Below are 18,737 nucleotides of genomic sequence, written 5' to 3'. Positions count from 1 at the left end.
TCCTCAGGCCGGCACCGGGCGAGGCGTGGTGGCGGCGTGAGCATGCTTGACGATCTGCCGATCCGCGACGACCTGCGCGGGCTGTCGCCGTACGGGGCGCCGCAGCTGGACGTGCCGGTGCGGCTGAACACCAACGAGAACTCGTACCCGGTGCCCGAGGAGGTGGCCGACGCGATCGGCAAGGCGCTCGCGGCCGAACTGCGTGACCTGAACCGCTATCCGGACCGCGACGCCGTGGCGCTGCGCGCCGACCTGGCCGGGTATCTGGGGCACGGGCTCTCCGTCGAGCAGGTGTGGGCGGCCAACGGCTCCAACGAGATCCAGCAGCAGCTCCTCCAGGTGTTCGGCGGCCCGGGGCGCACGGCGCTCGGCTTCACCCCGGCGTACTCGATGCACCCGCTGCTGGCGCTCGGCACCGGCACCGGGTGGGTCCCGGCGGCACGCGGGGCCGACTTCGGGCTGACCGCCGACGAGGCGGTCGCCCAGGTCCGCGCGCACCGCCCCGACGTGGTGTTCCTCTGCTCGCCGAACAACCCCACGGGCACGGCGCTGGACCCGGCGGTGGTGGCCGCCGTGCTCGACGCCGCGCCCGGCATGGTGGTGGTCGACGAGGCCTACGCCGAGTTCGCCCGCCCCGGCACGGTCAGCGCCCTCGCGGTGCTGCCCGGCCACCCGCGGCTGGTGGTGACCCGGACGATGAGCAAGGCGTTCGGCTTCGCCGGTGGCCGGCTGGGCTACCTCGCGGCCGACCCGGCCGTGGTGGCGGCGGTGCAGCTCGTGCGGCTGCCGTACCATCTCTCGGCGCTCACCCAGTCCGCCGCCCGCGCGGCGCTGGCGCACCGCGACGCCCTGCTGGCCACGGTCGAGGCGATCATGGGGCAGCGGGACCGGATCGTCGCCGAGCTGCGCGCCCGGGGCCTGCGGGTCGCCGACAGCGACGCCAACTTCGTCCTGTTCCAGGTGGGCGGCGACCAGACGGTGGCCTGGCGCGCCCTGCTGGAGCGCGGCGTGCTCGTCCGCGACGTCGGGCTGCCCGGCTGGCTGCGGGTCACCGCCGGCACCCCCGCCGAGACCGAGGCCTTCCTCACCGCGATGGAGACAGTGCAATGAGCCGTACCGCCCGGGTCGAGCGGATCACCAAGGAGACCAAGGTGCTCGTCGAGATCGACCTCGACGGCACCGGCCGGGCCGAGATCGGCACCGGGGTCGGCTTCTACGACCACATGCTGCACCAGATCGCCCGGCACGGCGGCTTCGACCTGACCGTGCGCACGGTCGGCGACCTGGAGATCGACGCCCACCACACGATGGAGGACACCGCGCTCGCCCTGGGCGCCGCGTTCGACCAGGCGCTGGGGGACAAGGCCGGCATCCGGCGGTACGGCTCGGCGACCGTCCCGATGGACGAGGTCCTCGTCCGGGCGGCCGTCGACCTGTCCGGCCGGCCGTACGTGGTGCACGACGAGCCGGCGCTGGCCCCGTACATCGGGCCGGTCTACCCGACGAGCATGACCCGGCACATCTGGGAGTCCTTCGGCCAGGCGGCCCGGATCACGCTGCACGTGGACGTGCTGCGCGCGGCCCGCCCCGGCGGCCACCCGGACGCCCACCACGTGGTGGAGGCCCAGTTCAAGGCGGTCTCCCGCGCCCTGCGCGAGGCCACGGCGCTCGACCCGCGCGCGGCCGGCGCGATCCCCAGCACGAAGGGCGCGTTGTAGCCATGGGCGGGGTGCTGCCGACCCTGCTGTTGATCCTCGCCGGGTTGCTGGTGGGCGGGGTGTTCTCGCTGCGCCGCCAGGGCGCCTCGCGCGGCGCGGTGGTGGTCACCGCGCTGCTCGCGCTGCTGGCCACGGCCGGCGGGGTGCTCTGGCTGCTGCCCGGGGAGGGCTCATGACGAGGCGGGGTGCCGGCCTGGGCCGGCGGAGCGGGGCGGGCGTATGAGCAAGCGGATCGTGGTGCTCGACTACGGCTCGGGCAACCTGCGCTCGGCCGAGCGGGCCCTTCAGCGGGCCGGCGCCGACGTCACCGTGACCGACGACCTGGCCGCCGCCGCCGAGGCGGACGGCCTGGTGGTGCCGGGCGTGGGCGCGTTCGCCGCCTGCATGGCCGGCATCGAGGCGCTCGGCGCGGGCCCGGTCATCGCCGAGCGGGTCGCCGCCGGCCGGCCGGTGCTGGGCATCTGCGTGGGCATGCAGGTGCTCTTCGAACACGGCGACGAGCATGGGGTGGTCACCAAGGGGCTCGGGCTGCTGCCCGGCGGGGTGACGAGGCTGCCCGCCGTCCGGCTGCCGCACATGGGCTGGAACACGGTGCGGCCTGCGTCGTCGTCGGTGCTCTTCGCCGGCCTGCCCGCCGGCAGCCGCTTCTACTTCGTCCACTCCTACGCGGCGGTGGACCCGGCGGCGCTGGCGGCTTCGGGCGCGGCGGTGACCACCGCGCACCACGAGGCGGACTTCGTGGCCGCCGTGGAGCGGGGCGCGCTCTCGGCTGCCCAGTTCCATCCGGAGAAGTCGGCCGACACCGGCGCGGCGCTGCTGCGCAACTGGCTCGGCGCCGTGACCGCCGGTGGCTGAGCGGGTGCCGCGCGGCCGGGGCGCCGGGCCGGGGGGCGCGGCGTGAGCAAGGAGCGGGCCCGCCGGCGGGAGGCCCGCGAGGCCCAGCTGGAGCGGGAGCGGGCCGTCCGCCGCCGCCGGGTGGCCCGCCGGGAGCGCCGCCGTGCGGTGGTACGCCGGCTGACGCCCCGCTGGCCGCGTCGCCGCACCGGCCGGCTGGCCCGGCACTCCCGGGGCGAACGGGCGGCGATCGTCGGTCTGACCGGGGTGGCGGTGGTCGCCATCTGGAGTTTCGTCGACGACCTGGCGCTGCGGGTGGTGTTGGTCGTGTTGTTGCTGCTGGTCCTGCCGGCGGCCGTGGTGATCGCCCTGGGCCGCCGGTCCTGACGCGGGTGTTCCCGACGCGGAAGCTCCCGACGCGGGGTTTCCGATGCGAGAAGAGACGTTTTCGATGCGAGGAGAAGAGCGTTGAGCCTCACCCTGTTGCCCGCCGTGGACGTCGCCGACGGCCAGGCCGTCCGGCTCGTGCAGGGCGCCGCCGGCAGCGAGACCGCGTACGGCGACCCCCTGGAGGCGGCGCTGGCCTGGCAGCGCGACGGCGCGGAGTGGATCCACCTGGTGGACCTGGACGCCGCGTTCGGCCGCGGCTCCAACGCCGCGCTGCTGGCCGACGTGGTCGGCCGACTCGACGTGCGGGTGGAGCTGTCCGGCGGGATCCGGGACGACGCGTCGCTGCGGGCCGCCCTGGGCACCGGCGCGGCGCGGGTCAACATCGGCACGGCAGCGCTGGAGGACCCCGAGTGGTGCGACCGGGTCTGCGGCGAGTACGGCGACCGGGTCGCGATCGGGCTGGACGTGCGGGGCCGTACCCTCTCGGCGCGGGGCTGGACCCGCGACGGCGGCGACCTGTACGAGGTGCTGGAGCGGCTCGACAAGGCCGGCGCCTCCCGGTACGTGGTGACCGACATCACCAAGGACGGCACCATGCGCGGGCCGAATCTGGACCTGCTGCGGGAGGTCTGCTCTCGTACCGACGCCCCGGTGATCGCCTCCGGTGGCGTCTCGACGCTGGACGACCTGCGCGCCCTGGCCACCCTGGAGCCGGTCGGCGTGGAGGGTGTGATCGCCGGCAAGGCGCTGTACGCGGGCGCGTTCACCGTGCGGCAGGCCCTCGACGTGCTCGCCGCCGTGTGACCGTGACCCGGCTGGGCGTGGTGGCCGGGCTGCTCGATCCCGGGCACCTGGTGAAGCTGGAGGCGTACCTCGGCGACCGCTGACCGCTCACCCCGCCCGCCGGGCGGGGTGAGGCGGGGCACATCGCGACCGATTAAGTTGTGCGCAACTAAGTTGCTGGCTACGTTTCTGTGGTGACCGATGATCTGGTGCTGGGACGGCAGGTGTGCTTCGCGCTCTACGCGGCGTCGCGCGCCCTGACCGACGTCTACCGGCCGATCCTCGACGAGTTCGGGCTGACCTACCCGCAGTACCTGGTGCTGCTGGTGCTCTGGGAGCGCGGCGACGACGTCCCCACGGTTTCCGAGCTGGGCGCTGCCCTGCGGCTGGACTCCGGCACGCTCTCCCCGCTGCTCAAGCGGCTGGAGGCGGCCGGGGTGCTGGTCCGGTCCCGGTCGGCGCGCGACGAGCGGCGGGTCGAGGTGCGCCTCACCGACGCCGGTCGCGCGCTGCGCGAGCGGATGTGCGGGGTGCCCCTGCGGGTCGCCCGGGCCACCGGGCTCACCGAGGCCGAGCTGATCGGGCTGCGCGACACCCTCACCCGGGTCACCGAGACGATCCACCGACAGAGGGAGAAGTGATCGCCATGCAGGTCCTCTACACCGCCAACGCCCGCGCCACCGGCGACGGCCGCGACGGCCACGTCCGCACCTCCGACGGCACCTTCGAGCTGGACCTGGCGATCCCGAAGGAGATGGGCGGCGCGGGCGGCGCCGCGAACCCGGAGCAGCTCTTCGCCGCCGGGTACGCTGCCTGCTTCCACTCCGCACTGCGCCTGGTGGCCCGGCGGGCCAAGGCCGACGTGACCGGCTCCGTCGTCGACGCCGAGGTGGGCATCGGCGCGAACGGCAGCGGCGGCTTCGGCCTGACCGTCGCCCTCGTGGTGGACCTGCCGGCCGTCGCCCGGCCCGTCGCCGATCAGCTCGTCGCCCAGGCCCACCAGGTCTGCCCGTACTCGAACGCGACCCGGGGCAACATCGAGGTCGCCCTCACCGTCCGCGAGGCCCTGGCCGCCTGACACGCCCCGTGCGGCGTCCCGCGCCAGCGCGGCGTCCAGCACCGCCCAGCCCGCCCAGCGACCGAGAGGACGACACCGTGACCGTCAACCGTGAGATCCATCTGGCCTCCCGCCCCCAGGGGTGGCCGACCGCCGACAACTTCCGCCTCGTGGAGACCGAGGTGCCCACCCCGGGCCCCGGCCAGCTCGTGGTCCGCAACCAGTTCATGTCCGTCGACCCGTACATGCGGGGGCGGATGAACGACGTCAAGTCGTACGTGCCGCCGTTCGCCCTCGCCGCCCCGCTCGAAGGCGGCGCGGTCGGCGAGGTGGTGGCCGGCGAGGGCAACGGGATCGGTCCCGGCGACACAGTCCTGCACAGCCTCGGCTGGCGGGAGTACGCCCTGGTCGACGCCAAGGGCGCTCGCAGGGTCGACCCGTCGGTCGCCCCGGTGAGCGCGTACCTGGGCGTGCTCGGCATGACCGGGTTGACCGCGTACGCCGGCCTGCTCGACGTGGCCGCCATGCAGCCGGGCGAGAGCGTCTTCGTCTCCGGCGCCGCCGGCGCGGTGGGCAGCATGGTCGGCCAGATCGCCAAGCTCTCCGGCGCCGCCCACGTGGTCGGCAGCGCAGGCTCGCCGGCCAAGGTCGAGCGGCTCAAGGCGCTCGGCTTCGACGCCGCCTTCGACTACCACGACGGCCCCGTGCGCGACCAGCTCGCCGTCGCCGCCCCGAACGGGATCGACGTGTACTTCGACAACGTCGGCGGCGAGCACCTGGAGGCCGCCCTCGGCGCGATGCGGCTGCACGGCCGGGTCGCCGTCTGCGGCATGATCGCCCAGTACAACTCCACCGAGCCGCCGGCCGCGCCGCGCAACCTGGCGCTGCTCATCAGCAGGCGGCTCACCCTGCGCGGCTTCCTCGTCGGTGACCAGGGTCACCTTCGCGCCCAGTTCGTCGAGGAGGTCTCCGGCTGGCTGCGCGACGGGAAGCTCTCGTACGACGAGACGGTCGTCGACGGCATCGCCGCCGCCCCGGAGGCGTTTCTCGGCCTGCTGCGCGGCGAGAACCTCGGCAAGATGCTCGTCCGGTTGTAAAGAGGGCCCCTTGTTGACGCCTGCGGTAGAGAGGGGTTCCCCTCTCACCAGCCTGGGGCAGGTCACCCGCGTCGCCGGTGGTCGCCCTCACCGGGCGGTCGCCGGGCCGGCGGGGGCGATAGGCTTCGCGGCATGACGGTGGCGGTGCGGGTGATCCCGTGTCTGGACGTGGACGCCGGGCGGGTGGTCAAGGGGGTCAACTTCCTGGACCTGCGTGACGCCGGGGACCCGGTGGCGCTGGCTGCGGCGTACGACCGGGCGGGCGCGGACGAGCTGACCTTCCTGGACGTGACCGCCTCCTCCAGCGACCGAGGCACCATGCTCGACGTCGTACGACGCACCGCCGAGTCGGTGTTCATCCCGCTCACCGTGGGCGGCGGCGTCCGGCAGGTCGCCGACGTCGACACCCTGCTGCGGGCCGGTGCCGACAAGGTCGGGGTGAACACCGCGGCCATCGCCCGGCCCGAGCTGATCGCCGAGATCGCCGACCGGTTCGGCCGACAGGTGCTGGTGCTCTCCCTCGACGTGCGGCGGGCGTCGGTCGGCACCACGGCGAGCGGCTTCGAGGTGACCACCCACGGCGGTCGCCGGGGCACCGGGATCGACGCCGTCGAGTGGGCCCGGCGCGGTGCCGAGCTGGGCGCGGGGGAGATCCTGCTCAACTCGATGGACGCCGACGGCACGAAGGCCGGATTCGACCTGGAGCTGATCGGCGCGGTCCGCGCCGCCGTCGACGTGCCGGTGGTGGCCAGCGGCGGCGCGGGCGAGGTGGCCCACTTCCCGCCGGCGATCGCCGCCGGGGCCGACGCGGTGCTCGCCGCCAGCGTCTTCCACTTCGGCGAGCTGACCGTCGCCGAGGTCAAGGACGCCCTGCGCGGCTCGGGTCACCCCGTGCGCTGACCCGCCCACCACCGCCTTCGGCCCACCACCGCCTTTGGCCCGTTGCCCTCCGGGTGGCCGGCCTCGGGTGACCGCCCGGCCATGTCGGCGACGTGGCGGTGTCCTCCGCCCCGGACCCACCCAGGTCGGCGACCTGGCGGATCGCTCCGGCTCCGACCCCACCCCGGAGCCGCGCGGCCCCACCCGGCCCGCACGACGTCTAGCCCGGAGCCGCGCGGCGTCCGGCAGCGAGCCGGCCCCTTCGGGGCGCCGGCCGGGACGGTCAGGCGCGTCCGGAGTGGCCCTTCGGGGAGCGGCGCGGAGCCGGGATCGAGCGGACCACGTATTCCTGCACGGCGGCGGCGTGCTCGTCCTCGGGGAGGGTCCAGTCGGCACTGCCCGGGGCGTGCCGCCGGCTCAGCACCCCCTGCACCGTGTCCACGGCGGTGGCCAGGCCGGCGCTCGGGCGGGTGCGCCAGAGCTTCTCACCGTCGGGGGTGAGCCGGAACCAGCCGTCGGTGACGCTGACCAGGCCGGCGCCGACGAGTCGGCGGACTGCGGTCTCCACGTCGTGCCGCTCGGGGATGGCGTGGTTGAGGTGGTCGGCTGTGGAGAGCACGTCAGTGAGCCGGACGCCCTCGGGACGTCGGGTGGATGCCGATCTGCGGTGCCGGCCCGCGCCGTTGGCGATTACCAGTGAAACGAAGATCCAGGCGTCGGTCCAGCGCCATCCGTTCTCCCCCATGCAGGAATGATGCCGTGCGGCGCCCCCGGAGGAAACACCTACTTTTCCGGTACGGGTCTCGCCGCAGCTCAACGCGGCTACGAACGGGCCGGGCGCGGTTCGGCGGGCGGCGCCCCTACCGGCTTAGCGCCGACCTGGTTCGGCTCCGTTCGGATCGGCCTCGGCTCCGCTGCGGCCGGCCTCGGTTCGGTGGCCGCCCCGGGCGGCGGGTCGACCGTGAACGCCGGCAGGAACAGCTGGACCAGCGGCCCGATGGCGAGGGCGTACGCGACGGTGCCGATGCCGACGGTGCCGCCGAGCAGCCAGCCGAGGGCCAGCACGGCGACCTCGATGACGGTGCGGACTCCCCGGACGGACCGCCCGGGGTGGCGTGCCACGTACCCGGTCATCAGGCCGTCGCGGGGGCCGGGGCCGAGCCGCGCGCCCAGGTAGAGGGCGGTGGCGGCGCCGTTGGCGCCGATCCCGACGACCAGCAGCGCCGCTCGAACCGCCAGCGGTAGGCCGTCGGGCAGCAGGGCGAGGGTCGCGTCGACCACCAGGCCGATCACCAGCACGTTGCTGACCGTGCCCAGGCCGGGGCGCTGCCGCAGCGGGACCCACAGCAGCAGCACGAGCGCACCGACGGCGATGGTGACGGTGCCGAACGACAGCCCGGTCTGCCGGGCGACGCCCTGGTGGAAGACGTCCCACGGGTCGAGGCCGAGACCGGAGCGGATCATCAGCGCCATGCTGACGCCGTAGAGGACCAGCCCGGCGTAGAGCTGGACCAGCCGTCGGGTGGGCCGGTGCCGGAGATTGCCAATTGCCGCCATGCATGCCACCCTAGGGGCCAATCTGGCGGGTGGGAGAGCCAATATTGGGAGGGTGGCCATGACGAGTCAGGTGCGTGGGGCCCAATTGGCTCGGCTGCTCGGGCAGTGGCACGCGCTGCCGGGCCGCCGGCGCAGCCCGGACTACGCCGCGCTCGCCGGCACCGTGCGGGGGTTGCTCGCCGACGGCCGCCTGCCCCTGGGGGTACGCCTGCCGGCCGAGCGGGAGCTGGCCGAGGCGCTGCGGATCAGCCGGACCACGGTGACCGCCGCGTACCGGCAGCTGCGGGAGAGCGGTCACCTCGCCAGCCGCCGGGGGGCGGGTAGCTGGACCATGCTCCCGGGCACCCACCGGGTGGCGAGCACCGGCCTGTGGACCCCGCTGGACGACCGCGACATGATCGACCTCGGGGTGGCCGCGCTGGCCGCCCCGCCCGAGCTGATGCCCGCCGCCCGGGCCGCCGCCGAGGACCTGCCCCGCTATCTGGGCGGAGCCGGCTACCACCCGACCGGCATCATCGAGCTACGCGAGGCGGTCGCCGCCAAATACACGGCCCGGGGCCTGCCCACCTCGCCCGACCAGATCATGGTCACCAGCGGCACCCAGCACGCGCTGGACCTGGTGCTGCGGCTGGCCCTCGCACCCGGCGGCAGCGTCCTGGTCGAGTCGCCGACGTACCCGAACGCGCTCGCCGCCCTCGCCGCCCGCCGGGCCCGGATCACCACCCACGGCCTGGCCACCGACGCCGCGGGCTGGGATGCCGACCTGCTGCTGGGCAGCCTGCGCCAGGGGCGGCCGAAGCTGGCGTACCTGATCCCCGAGTTCCAGAACCCGACCGGGCACCTGATGCCGGCCGAGCTGCGCGAACGGATGGTCGGCGTGGCCCACGCCGCCGGCACCGACCTGGTGATCGACGAGTCGTTCGTGGATCTGCCGCTGGACGGCACCGAGCTGCCCCCGCCCGTGGCCACGTTCGACCGGCACTCCCGGGTGATCTCCATCGGCGGGATGAGCAAACCGTACTGGGGCGGCCTGCGCATCGGCTGGGTCCGCGCGTCCGCCCCGCAGGTGCAGCGGCTGGCCGCCGCCCGGGTCGGGGTGGACATGGCCAGCCCGGTGCTCGACCAACTCGTCGCGGTCCATCTGCTCGCCGACGCGTCGGCCATCGTGGACGCCCGCCGCACCCAGCTCGCCGCCCAGCGCGAAGCCCTCACCGACGCGCTCGCGCGGCGCCTGCCCGACTGGCGGGTCACCGTGCCGCGCGGCGGGGTGACCCTCTGGGTGGAGTTGGACGGTCCGATCTCCAGCGCGCTGGCCCGGGCCGCCGATGAGGTCGGCGTACGGCTGGCGCCCGGCCCCCGGTTCGGCCTGGACGGAACCCTCGAACGCTTCCTGCGGCTGCCGTTCACCCTGCCCGCCGCAGACCTGGTGGAGGCCGTCGGCCGGCTGGCGGCGGTTCGGTACGACCTGGACCGCGCCGGCCGCCCGAGCTGGCAGGAGCCGGCGGTCATCGCCTGAGCCGCACGGCCGGTTTGTGGAGCCGCGCCAACGCCCGCGACGGTGCCGGCCGAGCCCGCGGCGGTGATCTGGCCGAACCCGGATGCCGGGGGCCCCGGGTTGGGAGACTGCGGGGGTGGGCAGCGGGAGGTGGTCGCGCGGGGTGCGGCCCGGCGCGCCCGGCTCGCGCGCCACCCGGCTGGAGCTCTTCTACGATCTGGTCTTCGTCTTCGCGTTCCTCGACGTCACGACGTTGACCGCGTACTACCCGAGCGCCGTCAACCTGTGCCGCTGCCTGCTGGTGCTGGGGCTGTTGTGGTGGTGCTGGACCGGATTCGCCGGGCTCGGCAACGCGGTCCGCGCCGACCAGGGCGTCCTGCCGATGGTCGGCTTCGTCACGGTCGCCGCCACCTTCCTGCTGGCCCTGAGCATGCCGGGGGCGTTCGTGGACCGGCCGGGCGGGCTGAACGGCCCGCTGGTCTTCGCGAGCTGCTACTTCTTGGTCCGCGCCTCGCAGCTCGCGGTCTTCGGCTGGGTGGTGCGCGACGACCCGGTGCGGCGGCGGCGGTGGGCGCTGCTGGCCCTGCTGCCGGTGGTCGCGGCGACCCTGCTCGTGGCCGCCGCGCTGGTGCCGCCGCGGATCGCCCACGGCGGCACGGCAACGGCCCTGCAACTGTCCCTGTGGGCTGCCGCGCTGCTCCTGGAGTACGTGGCTGGGGTGAGCCTCGGCGGCGCGTACTGGGTGGTGGTGTCGGCCGGGCACTGGGCGGAGCGGCACGCCCTGATGGTGCTGATCGCGCTCGGTGAGTCGATCATCGCGCTGGGGCTAGGCTCGAGGTTCATCACCGGTCTGCCGCTGACCTGGCCGGTGGTGATCGCTGCGGTGACCGGCATCACGATCGCCGCGACGCTGTGGTGGGCGTACTTCGACACCCTGGCTCTCGCCGTCGAGCAGGCGCTGCACCGCACCCGGGACCCCGTCGTGCGGGCCCGGCTGGCCCGCGACGCGTACACCTACCTGCACCTGCCGATCATCACCGGGGTGATCTTTTTCGCCCTCGGGATCAAGGACCTGCTCGTCGAGGCGGCGGAGCCGGGATCGCCGGCCTGGGGCGAGCCGCTGGGAACGTTCTGGATCCTCGTCCTCTACGGCGGGGTCGGCCTCTACCTGCTCAGCCTCGTCGCCTGCGGGGTGCGCGTGCTGCGGGTGCTGCGCTGGCCGCCGGTGCTCGCGGTGGCGGTGCTGGTCCTGGTCTCGCCGCTGGCCGTCCGGATCGCGGCCCTGCACGCGTTGGTGCTGCTCGGTGTGGTCTGCGTGGCGCTGGTCGTGGTGGAGACCCGGGGGGAGGGCCGCGGACGGCACCGGGTCCGCCAGTTGGCGCTGGCGGAGCAGCAGGCGGCCGAGGCCGAGGCGAGCAGGTGGCGCGGCGAGCACCTGTGAGCGACCGGCGGCCGTGCCCCGGGACGGTGGGGCACGGCCGCCGGCGGGTCGGTGCTCAGAGCTCGGCGAGGGTACCCACGTACATCCGGTCGATCTCGGCGGCGAAGTTGCTCTCCACGCCCCGGCGCTTGATCTTGAGCGACGGCGTGACCTCGCCGTCCTCGATGGTCAAATCACGGGGCAGGACGGTCACCTTCTTGATCGTCTCCCAGCGGTTGAGTTTGGCGTTGAGTTGGGCGACGTACTCCTCGACCATGGCCCGGGCCTCGTCGGAGGCGGCGATCTCGGCGTAGGTGCGGCCCTCCAGCGGGCCGCCGGCCGCCCAACCCTGGATCGCGTCCGGGTCGAGGCTGACCAGCATGGTGCAGTAGTTGCGGGCCTGGCCGATGACGACCGCCTGCGACGTGTACGGGCACAGCGCCTTGAACATGCCCTCGATGTGCGAGGGGGCGATGTACTTCCCGCCGGAGGTCTTGACCAGGTCCTTCTTCCGGTCGGTGATGCGCAGGTAGCCGTCGTCGTCGAGGCTCCCGATGTCGCCGGTGCGGAAGAAGCCGTCCTCGGTGAACGCGGCGGCCGTCTCCTCGGGGAGGTTGTGGTATCCGCGCATCACCGGGCGGCCCCGGAGCAGGATCTCCCCGTCGGTGTCGATCCGGCACTCCAGGTCGCCCATCGCCCGGCCGACGGTGCCGATGCGTAGGCCGTCGGTCGGGTTGAGGAAGCTGCCGGCGCTGGTTTCGGTGAGGCCGTACCCCTCGGAGATCGGCAGGTTGGCGGCGGCGAAGAACGTGGCGATCTCCGTGCTCAGCGGAGCGGCGCCGGAGACCAGCACCCGGATCCGACCGCCGAGGCGGGCCTGGAGCTTGCTGAACACCAGCTTCTCGGCCAGCGCGTACCGCAGCCTCAGCCCGGCCGGGACCGGTTGCCCCGCCTGCTCCAGCGTGACCTTCTCCTTGCCGACCCGCACCCCCCAGGCGAAGATCTTCGCCTTCGCGCCGCCGGCGTCCTGCGCGGTGGTGACCGCCTTGTTGTAGACCTTCTCGAAGACCCGGGGCGCGCCGCACATCAGCGTCGGCCGCACGACGGCCAGCAGCTCGACCAGCTTCTCGACCCGGCCGTCGACGTAGGTCGGCAGGCCCACGTGGGTCACCCCGCAGAGCAGGGTCTTGCCGAACGAATGGGACAGTGGGAGCCAGAGATATTGCAGGTCGTCGTCGCGCAGCAGCCCCATCTCGGCCTGGGCGACCCCCTCCCAGCACCAGCCGCCGTGCAGCAGTTCCACGCCCTTGGGCCGGCCGGTGGTGCCGGAGGTGTAGATGAGGGTGGCCAGGTGCTCCGGCCCGAGGTCGGCGACCAGGCGCTCGACCAGCCCCGGGTCGTCGGCCAGCGTCCGGGCACCCCGCTCCTCCAGCTCGGCCAGGGTGAGCTGCGGCACGGCCGCGGCCGGGTCGGGCGCGCCGTCGAAGAGCACCACGTGGGTCAGCGCGGGCAGTCGCGCGCCGGTGATTTTCGCGGCCTGGGCCGGGTTCTCCGCGAACGCCACCCGGGAGCCGGAGTCGGCGACGATGTACGTCGCGTCCTCGGGCTCGGTGGTCGGGTACACGGTGGTGGTGGCACCGCCCGCACACATGATGCCGAAGTCGGCGATCACCCAGTCGAGCCGGGTGCTCGACAGGATCGCCACCGGGTCCTCCTGGCCGACACCGAGCCCGTGCAGCCCGGCCGCGACCGCCCGGGCCCGCTGCCCGACCTGCGCCCAGGTCAGCCAGACCGGCCCGGAGTCGTCGGGGGCGGGGTGGGCGAACGCGGGGTTGTCGGGGGTGGCCGCCACGCGCTTGAGGAACATGTCGGGGATGGAACGGTAGGGGATATCGAGAGCCATCGCTGTGGTCGCCTTCGGGGGGTGGAGCGTGACGGGGGTCACGTCGTTTGCGGTTACCGAAGGGTATTGCCTGCACGGGGGCATCGGCTAGCCCTCGCGGCGGCAGTCGGGGAACCGATCGGGGCTTCCGGTGGCTCCACGTGACCACCTGGAAGCGGTGGGTCAGATACCGAGGTGGGCGACCCGCAGCCGGTCGACCGCCGCCGCCGGCCCCTCCACCTGTACCCGGGCGACCCGCTGCCGGCCGGTGAGGAACAGCACCAGCTCGGTCGGCGCGCCGACCACGCGGACCCGCTGCCCGCCCCGGCCAGCCGACAGCTCGCCGTGCCCGGGTGCCTGCACCAGCACGTCGGCCGGGAAGCGGCGCAGCGCCAGCCGGCCCAGCACCGTGGCCCGGCGCCACAGCACGGCGCCCAGCCCGGCCGGCAGTTCGCGCGGTTGCCACCCCGCCCGGGCCCGCCGGACGTCCTCGTGGTGGATGTAGAACTCCATGGTGTTGACCAGTTCGTCGGTGACCGGGTTGCTCACCGGGCTCCACAGCGGCGGCCGGCGCACCAGGGCCACCAGCTCGGCGAAGGGTCGCGCCGCGATCCGCAGGCGTACCCGCTCGGCGTACCCGCGCAGCGGCGGCAGCGCGATCCCCCCAGCGGCGTCCGGCCGGCGCTCCCGGAGGATCAGGTGGGCGGCGAGGTCCCGGACCGGCCAGCCCTCGTTGACGGTCGGCGCGTCCGGACCCACGCTCTGCATGAGGTCGGCGAGTGCCTCGCGCTCCGACCGGGCGTACCGCGGCATGGCCCGATCGTAGGCCGCCCGGTCGCCGTCCGCCCGTCGTGGCAACGACGGCGGTCGACGTGATCGCCGACATAGGGTTTGCGGGAGGCGCGGTGGTGTCCGTCCGGTAAGGATGAGGGAGATAATTGCAACTTACGGCGGGGGAGAGCGTGACCAGCAGGACAAGTCGGGATGTGCTCCGCAGGGGGCTGGCCGTGCTCGGCCAAGCGATCCGGGAACAGCCCCGGATCTTCGTGATCGCGGTCGGCGGCAGCGTGCTGTTCGGCGGGCTGGTGATCGCCAGCGCGTACGTCGTCGGGGCGGTGGTCGGCGACGTGGTGGTGCCGGCGATCGCGCGCGGGTCGGTGGGCGTCGCGGCCCTCGCCCTCGCCGCCGGTGCCCTGTTCGGCATCAGTGTGCTGCGGGTGGTCGGCATCTTCGGCCGTCGGCTCGGCGCGGGCTACATGCAGTTCCGGCTCCAGGCCGCCTACCGCCGGCAGGTCACCCGCCGCTACCTGAACCTGCCGCTGTCCTGGCACCAGCGCAACGCCACCGGCACCCTGCTGTCCAACGCCAACTCCGACGTCGAGGCGGCCTGGTACCCGATCGCCCCGCTGCCCTTCGCGGTCGGCACGGTGGTGATGCTGGTCGGCGCGATCGCCTCCCTGTTCGCCACCGACTGGGCGCTGGCCCTCGTCGGGCTGGCGGTCTTCCCCGCCCTGTTCGCCCTCAACGTGGTCTACTCCCGCCGGATGGCCCCCCGCCAGGCTCGCGCGCAGCGGCTGCGCGCCGAGGTCAGCGGCATCGCCCACGAGAGCTTCGACGGCGCGCTGGTGGTCAAGACCATGGGCCGCGAGGCGCAGGAGACGGCCCGGTTCGCCGCCCGGGCCGGCGAGCTGCGCGACGCGCTGATCGCCGTGGGCCGGCTGCGGGGCGTCTTCGACCCGATGCTGGAGACCCTGCCCAGCCTCGGCACCCTCGCCGTGCTGGTGGTCGGCGCGTTCCGGCTCCGGCAGGGCGCCATCACGGTCACCGAGCTGGTCAGCGTGGCCTTCCTGTTCACCGTGCTGGCCTTCCCGGTGCGGGCCATCGGCTGGGTGCTGGCCGAGTTGCCGCGCAGCGTCGCCGGCTGGGACCGGGTGCGCCGGGTGCTCGACGCCACCGGCGAGATGCCGTACGGGCACGTGGCGCTCGACCCGGCCGAGCCGGGACCGGCCACGCTCACCTTCGCGGGCGTCGGCTTCGCGTACGAGCCCGCCGAGGCGCACCTGCCCGGCGCCGAGGTGCTCGGCGAGGTCTCCTTCACCGTCGGAGCCGGGCAGACCGTGGCCCTGGTCGGCCCCACCGGCTCGGGCAAGTCCACCGTCGCCGCGCTGGCGGTGCGGCTGGTCGACCCGCACACCGGCACGGTCAGCCTCGACGGGGTGGACGTCCGCCGGCTCACCGCCGCCTCGCTGGTGGACACCGCCGCCCTGGTCGCCCAGGTGCCGTTCGTCTTCGACGACACCGTCCGGGCGAACATCGCGCTGGACCGGCCCGGCGTGTCCGACGACGACGTCTGGGCCGCGCTGCGGCTCGCCGAGGCGGACGGCTTCGTCGCCGCGCTGCCCGAGGGGCTGGACACCATGGTCGGTGAGCGGGGCACCTCCCTCTCCGGCGGGCAGCGGCAGCGGCTCACCCTGGCCCGGGCACTGGCCGGACGGCCCCGGCTGCTGGTCCTCGACGACGCCACCAGCGCGGTGGACCCGAGGGTGGAGGCGGCCATCCTGGCCGGGCTGCGCGCGCCGGCCGCCGGTGGACCCGCCGCCTCGATCCTCGTGGTGGCGTACCGGCGGGCCACCATCGCGCTCGCCGACGAGGTCATCTACCTGGAGCAGGGCCGGGTGGTCGCCCGGGGCACCCACACCGAGCTGCTCGCCACCGTCTCCGGCTACGCCGACCTGGTCACCGCCTATGAGCAGGCGGAGACTGACGGTGAGCAGCCACGCCCGTACGACGAGGTCGCCCCGCTGACCTCCGGCCTGGAAGTCGAGGTGGACCGGTGAGCGTGGTCGAGGCCGAGCGGCCGGCGGAGAGCACCTGGCAGACGCTGCGGCGGGGCCTGGCCCTCTCGCCGGAGCTGCGCACCGGCCTGGCCGGCACCCTCGTGCTGGCGTTGGTCTACATGATCGGCCGGGTCGCCGTCCCGGTCGCCGTGCAGCAGGGTATCGACAAGGGCATCGTCGACGGACCCGACCTGGGTGTGGTGTGGAGCGTCGTCGCGGCGACCGGCGCCGTGCTGGCGGTGACCACGATCTGCGGGTACCTGATGATGCGCCGGCTGTTCACGGTCAGCGAGACGGCCCTGGCCAACGTGCGCACCCGGGCGTTCCGGCACGTGCACGACCTGTCGATGCTGCACCAGCAGTCCGAGCGGCGCGGCTCGCTGGTCTCCCGGGTCACCAGCGACGTCGACCAGATCACCCAGTTCCTCCAGTGGGGCGGGGTGATCCTGATCGTCAACCTCGGGCAGCTCGTGGTGACGACGGCCGTCATGCTCGCCTACTCCTGGCAGTTGACCCTCGTGGTGCTCGCCGCGTTCGCGCCGGCGGTGTTGATGATCCGGCAGCTCCAGCGCCGCCTCGCCGAGGCGTACGGGGTGGTCCGGCAGCGGATGGGCACCCTGCTCGGCGCGATCGGCGAGAGCGTCGTCGGCGCTCCGGTGATCCGCGCGTACGGGATCGCCGGGCGGACCGCCCGGCGGCTGGACGCGGCGATCGAGGGGCAGCAGCGGGCCCAGCAGCGGGCCATCCGGATCAGCATCCTGGGCAGCTCGGTGGGGGAGCTGGCCGCCGGGCTGGCACTGGCCGGCGTCGTGGTGCTCGGGGTGACCCTCGGGGTGGACGGCACCCTGTCGGTCGGCCAGCTCACCGCGTTCCTGTTCCTGGTGACCCTGTTCATCCAGCCGGTGCAGATCGCCACGGAGGTGCTCAACGAGGCGCAGAACGCGATTGCCGGCTGGCGGCGGGTGCTCGATGTGCTGGACGTCGCCCCGGACGTGGCCGACCCGGGCGAGCAGGGCCGGGACCTGCCCCCGGGGCCGCTGGACATCCACTTCGCCGGGGTCGGCTTCGCCTATCCGGGCGGGCCGCCGGTGCTGCACGACGTGACCCTGGAGATCGAGGCGAAGAGCCGGGTCGCCGTGGTGGGCGAAACCGGCAGCGGCAAGACCACGTTCGCGAAGCTGCTCACCCGGCTGATGGACCCGACCGACGGCGCGGTGCTGCTCTCCGGCGTTCCGCTGCCCGAGGTCCGGTTCGCCTCGCTGCGCTCCCGGGTGGTGATGGTGCCGCAGGACGGCTTCCTGTTCGACGCCACGGTCGGGCAGAACGTCCGCTTCGCCCGGCCGGAGCTGACCGACGCGGAGCTCACCGCCGCGTTCACCGAGCTGGGGCTGGCGGACTGGCTGGACGGGTTGCCGGCCGGGCTGGACACCCCGGTCGGCGAGCGGGGCGAGGCGCTGAGCGTGGGGGAGCGGCAGCTCGTGGCGCTCGCCCGGGCGTACGTGGCGGACCCGGACCTGCTGGTGCTGGACGAGGCGACCAGCGCGGTGGACCCGGCGACGGAGGTGCGGCTGCAACGCACCCTGGACGCGGTGACCCGGGGCCGGACCACCCTCGCGATCGCCCACCGGCTCTCCACCGCCGAAACCGCCGACGAGGTGATCGTGGTGGACCGGGGCCGGATCGTGCAGCGCGGGCCGCACGACGAGCTGGTCCGCGACCCCGACTCGGTCTACGCCCTGCTGCATGCCTCGTGGCTGGAGCAGACCCGCTGACCGGCTGCCGCTTCGCGAACGTGATCGGCATCTCCAGGCCGGGGCGGGGAAAACGGCGAGCCGGTGGACGTGGGGGCACGCGTGGTTTACGGTGCTGTTAGGTAAGCCTAACCTTCGGAGGTGGGTCATGCGCCCCAGTCCCGCCCTGCGCCCCGCGCCCGCCGAGATCGTCCGGACGCTGGTCGCCGGCCGGCTCCCGGCCCTGGTCCACCTGGCCCAGCGACCCGGGCCGTTCCACGTCCGGCACGTCACCGACGCCGACGGGCGGGTGCTGCTGCTCGTCCCGGTCCACAGCGACCTGGCGGCGGCGCTGCCCCTCGGCAGGGGCTCCGACGTCGCCGTGGCGCTCGACGTGCTGGACCTGCCGCCCGCCGCCGGCGCCCCGTCGCTCGGCCGCGCCTGGGTCTCCGGCTGGGCCGCCGCGCTGCACGCGGACGCGGCCCGCCGGGCCGCCCTGGACTTCGCCGAGGTGGACCCGACCGGCGACCTGCTCGACGTGGGCACCCGCTTCCGGCTGTACCGCTTCGAGGTGGCCGAGGCCCGCCTGGAGCGCCCCGACGGGCTGCTGCGGGTCGACCCCGTGGCGTACGCCGAGGCGGAGCCGGACCCGCTGCACCCGGTGGAGACGGAGCTGCTGGCCGAGCTGGCCGTGCGCCACGGCCGGGAAATGGCCGCGTACGTCCGCCGCCAGCTCGGCCTGGTCGAGTCCGGCCCCGACGGCCCGCCCCGGGTGGTCCGCGTCGACCGGTACGGGCTGCTGGTCTCCCTCGGCGGGCCCGGCGCCCGGCGGCGGGCCCGGCTGGCCTTCCCGGGCCCGGTGGCCGACCATCGGGAGCTGGCCCGGCTGCTGCACCCGATGCTCTGCCACCACCGCCCGGCGCGCGTCTCCCCGCCCCCGACCGCCTGACCGGGCTACGTCAGGTCGCCGAGCAGGTAGCGCTGGACGGTGGGGCCCACCGCCGCCACCAGGGTCTCCGGCGGGGCGGAGGCGACCGGTTCCAGCCGGACGACGTACC

General features: G+C 74.4%; 19 protein-coding genes and 1 pseudogene. 15 read left to right on the top strand and 5 right to left on the bottom strand.

The features are described 5' to 3' along the window. The first annotated feature begins 36 nt into the window (after positions 1 to 36). The 10 genes from MCAG_RS06350 to hisF all read left to right on the top strand — a co-directional run bounded on the left by MCAG_RS06350 (position 37) and on the right by hisF (position 6,779). Positions 37 to 1,110 (top strand): histidinol-phosphate transaminase, encoded by a 1,074-nt coding sequence (locus tag MCAG_RS06350; RefSeq protein WP_007072144.1) that lies wholly within the window; start codon positions 37 to 39, stop codon positions 1,108 to 1,110. Continuing rightward, entirely contained in the window at positions 1,107 to 1,718 is a 612-nt protein-coding gene (gene hisB / locus MCAG_RS06345) for an imidazoleglycerol-phosphate dehydratase HisB (protein ID WP_007072143.1), read from the top strand. The genes MCAG_RS06350 and hisB overlap by 4 nt, the downstream gene beginning before the upstream one ends. 2 nt (positions 1,719 to 1,720) lie before the next feature. Next, complete coding sequence (locus MCAG_RS33460; RefSeq protein WP_007072142.1) at positions 1,721 to 1,894, top strand: hypothetical protein; 174 nt, start codon at positions 1,721 to 1,723, stop codon at positions 1,892 to 1,894. A 43-nt stretch (positions 1,895 to 1,937) separates the two neighbouring features. Beyond that, complete coding sequence (hisH, locus tag MCAG_RS06340) at positions 1,938 to 2,573, top strand: imidazole glycerol phosphate synthase subunit HisH (RefSeq protein ID WP_007072141.1); 636 nt, start codon at positions 1,938 to 1,940, stop codon at positions 2,571 to 2,573. Between the two features lie 42 nt (positions 2,574 to 2,615). Beyond that, a complete protein-coding gene (locus MCAG_RS06335; RefSeq protein WP_007072140.1) occupies positions 2,616 to 2,939 on the top strand; it encodes a hypothetical protein in 324 nt (107 codons plus the stop codon). Between the two features lie 81 nt (positions 2,940 to 3,020). Further along, positions 3,021 to 3,746, top strand: a complete 726-nt coding sequence (priA, locus tag MCAG_RS06330) for a bifunctional 1-(5-phosphoribosyl)-5-((5-phosphoribosylamino)methylideneamino)imidazole-4-carboxamide isomerase/phosphoribosylanthranilate isomerase PriA (RefSeq protein WP_007072139.1) — start codon at positions 3,021 to 3,023, stop codon at positions 3,744 to 3,746. Between the two features lie 173 nt (positions 3,747 to 3,919). Next, positions 3,920 to 4,366, top strand: coding sequence for a MarR family winged helix-turn-helix transcriptional regulator (locus MCAG_RS06325; RefSeq protein WP_036376514.1), 447 nt, complete (start codon positions 3,920 to 3,922; stop codon positions 4,364 to 4,366). A 5-nt stretch (positions 4,367 to 4,371) separates the two neighbouring features. Beyond that, on the top strand, positions 4,372 to 4,803 hold the full coding sequence (locus tag MCAG_RS06320; protein WP_007072137.1) for an organic hydroperoxide resistance protein: 432 nt from the start codon (positions 4,372 to 4,374) through the stop codon (positions 4,801 to 4,803). A gap of 77 nt (positions 4,804 to 4,880) precedes the next feature. Continuing rightward, positions 4,881 to 5,879 carry an NADP-dependent oxidoreductase gene (locus MCAG_RS06315; RefSeq protein WP_007072136.1) on the top strand — a complete coding sequence of 333 codons (999 nt, stop codon included), beginning with the start codon at positions 4,881 to 4,883 and terminating at the stop codon, positions 5,877 to 5,879. A gap of 132 nt (positions 5,880 to 6,011) precedes the next feature. Next, on the top strand, positions 6,012 to 6,779 hold the full coding sequence (gene hisF, locus MCAG_RS06310; protein ID WP_007072135.1) for an imidazole glycerol phosphate synthase subunit HisF: 768 nt from the start codon (positions 6,012 to 6,014) through the stop codon (positions 6,777 to 6,779). Positions 6,780 to 7,041: 262 nt separating this feature from the next. On the opposite strand, the gene MCAG_RS06305 is transcribed toward hisF, so the two are convergent. Both MCAG_RS06305 and MCAG_RS06300 read right to left on the bottom strand, forming a co-directional pair. Further along, entirely contained in the window at positions 7,042 to 7,503 is a 462-nt protein-coding gene (locus MCAG_RS06305; protein ID WP_007072134.1) for a hypothetical protein, read from the bottom strand. A 77-nt stretch (positions 7,504 to 7,580) separates the two neighbouring features. After that, positions 7,581 to 8,315 carry a YitT family protein gene (locus MCAG_RS06300; RefSeq protein WP_007072133.1) on the bottom strand — a complete coding sequence of 245 codons (735 nt, stop codon included), beginning with the start codon at positions 8,313 to 8,315 and terminating at the stop codon, positions 7,581 to 7,583. Positions 8,316 to 8,373: 58 nt separating this feature from the next. Here MCAG_RS06300 and MCAG_RS06295 point away from each other — a divergent pair, with 58 nt between their 5' ends. Further along, on the top strand, positions 8,374 to 9,831 hold the full coding sequence (locus MCAG_RS06295; RefSeq protein WP_007072132.1) for a PLP-dependent aminotransferase family protein: 1,458 nt from the start codon (positions 8,374 to 8,376) through the stop codon (positions 9,829 to 9,831). An 82-nt stretch (positions 9,832 to 9,913) separates the two neighbouring features. Further along, a complete protein-coding gene (locus MCAG_RS06290; protein WP_007072131.1) occupies positions 9,914 to 11,251 on the top strand; it encodes a low temperature requirement protein A in 1,338 nt (445 codons plus the stop codon). Between the two features lie 55 nt (positions 11,252 to 11,306). Here the strand turns inward: MCAG_RS06290 and MCAG_RS06285 are convergent, their stop codons facing one another. Then, positions 11,307 to 13,133, bottom strand: a complete 1,827-nt coding sequence (locus MCAG_RS06285; RefSeq protein ID WP_036376508.1) for a long-chain fatty acid--CoA ligase — start codon at positions 13,131 to 13,133, stop codon at positions 11,307 to 11,309. Between the two features lie 162 nt (positions 13,134 to 13,295). Next, positions 13,296 to 13,925 (bottom strand): TIGR03085 family metal-binding protein, encoded by a 630-nt coding sequence (locus tag MCAG_RS06280; protein ID WP_007072129.1) that lies wholly within the window; start codon positions 13,923 to 13,925, stop codon positions 13,296 to 13,298. Between the two features lie 149 nt (positions 13,926 to 14,074). Here MCAG_RS06280 and MCAG_RS06275 point away from each other — a divergent pair, with 149 nt between their 5' ends. The 3 genes from MCAG_RS06275 (at position 14,075) to MCAG_RS06265 (ending at position 18,628) form a co-directional block, all read left to right on the top strand. Next, complete coding sequence (locus MCAG_RS06275; RefSeq protein WP_198141509.1) at positions 14,075 to 15,949, top strand: ABC transporter ATP-binding protein; 1,875 nt, start codon at positions 14,075 to 14,077, stop codon at positions 15,947 to 15,949. Beyond that, complete coding sequence (locus MCAG_RS06270; RefSeq protein WP_007072127.1) at positions 15,946 to 17,721, top strand: ABC transporter ATP-binding protein; 1,776 nt, start codon at positions 15,946 to 15,948, stop codon at positions 17,719 to 17,721. Before MCAG_RS06275 ends, MCAG_RS06270 begins: the two co-directional genes overlap by 4 nt. 145 nt (positions 17,722 to 17,866) lie before the next feature. Then, on the top strand, positions 17,867 to 18,628 hold the full coding sequence (locus MCAG_RS06265) for a hypothetical protein (RefSeq protein WP_036376505.1): 762 nt from the start codon (positions 17,867 to 17,869) through the stop codon (positions 18,626 to 18,628). Positions 18,629 to 18,633: 5 nt separating this feature from the next. Here the strand turns inward: MCAG_RS06265 and MCAG_RS32260 are convergent. Continuing rightward, positions 18,634 to 18,737, bottom strand: a pseudogene (locus MCAG_RS32260) (TetR/AcrR family transcriptional regulator); the annotation flags it as partial.

Source organism: Micromonospora sp. ATCC 39149, assembly GCF_000158815.1.
Taxonomy (GTDB): domain Bacteria; phylum Actinomycetota; class Actinomycetes; order Mycobacteriales; family Micromonosporaceae; genus Micromonospora.
Note: the sequence above shows the minus strand (reverse complement) of the source record. Positions and strands in the feature narration are given on the sequence as shown.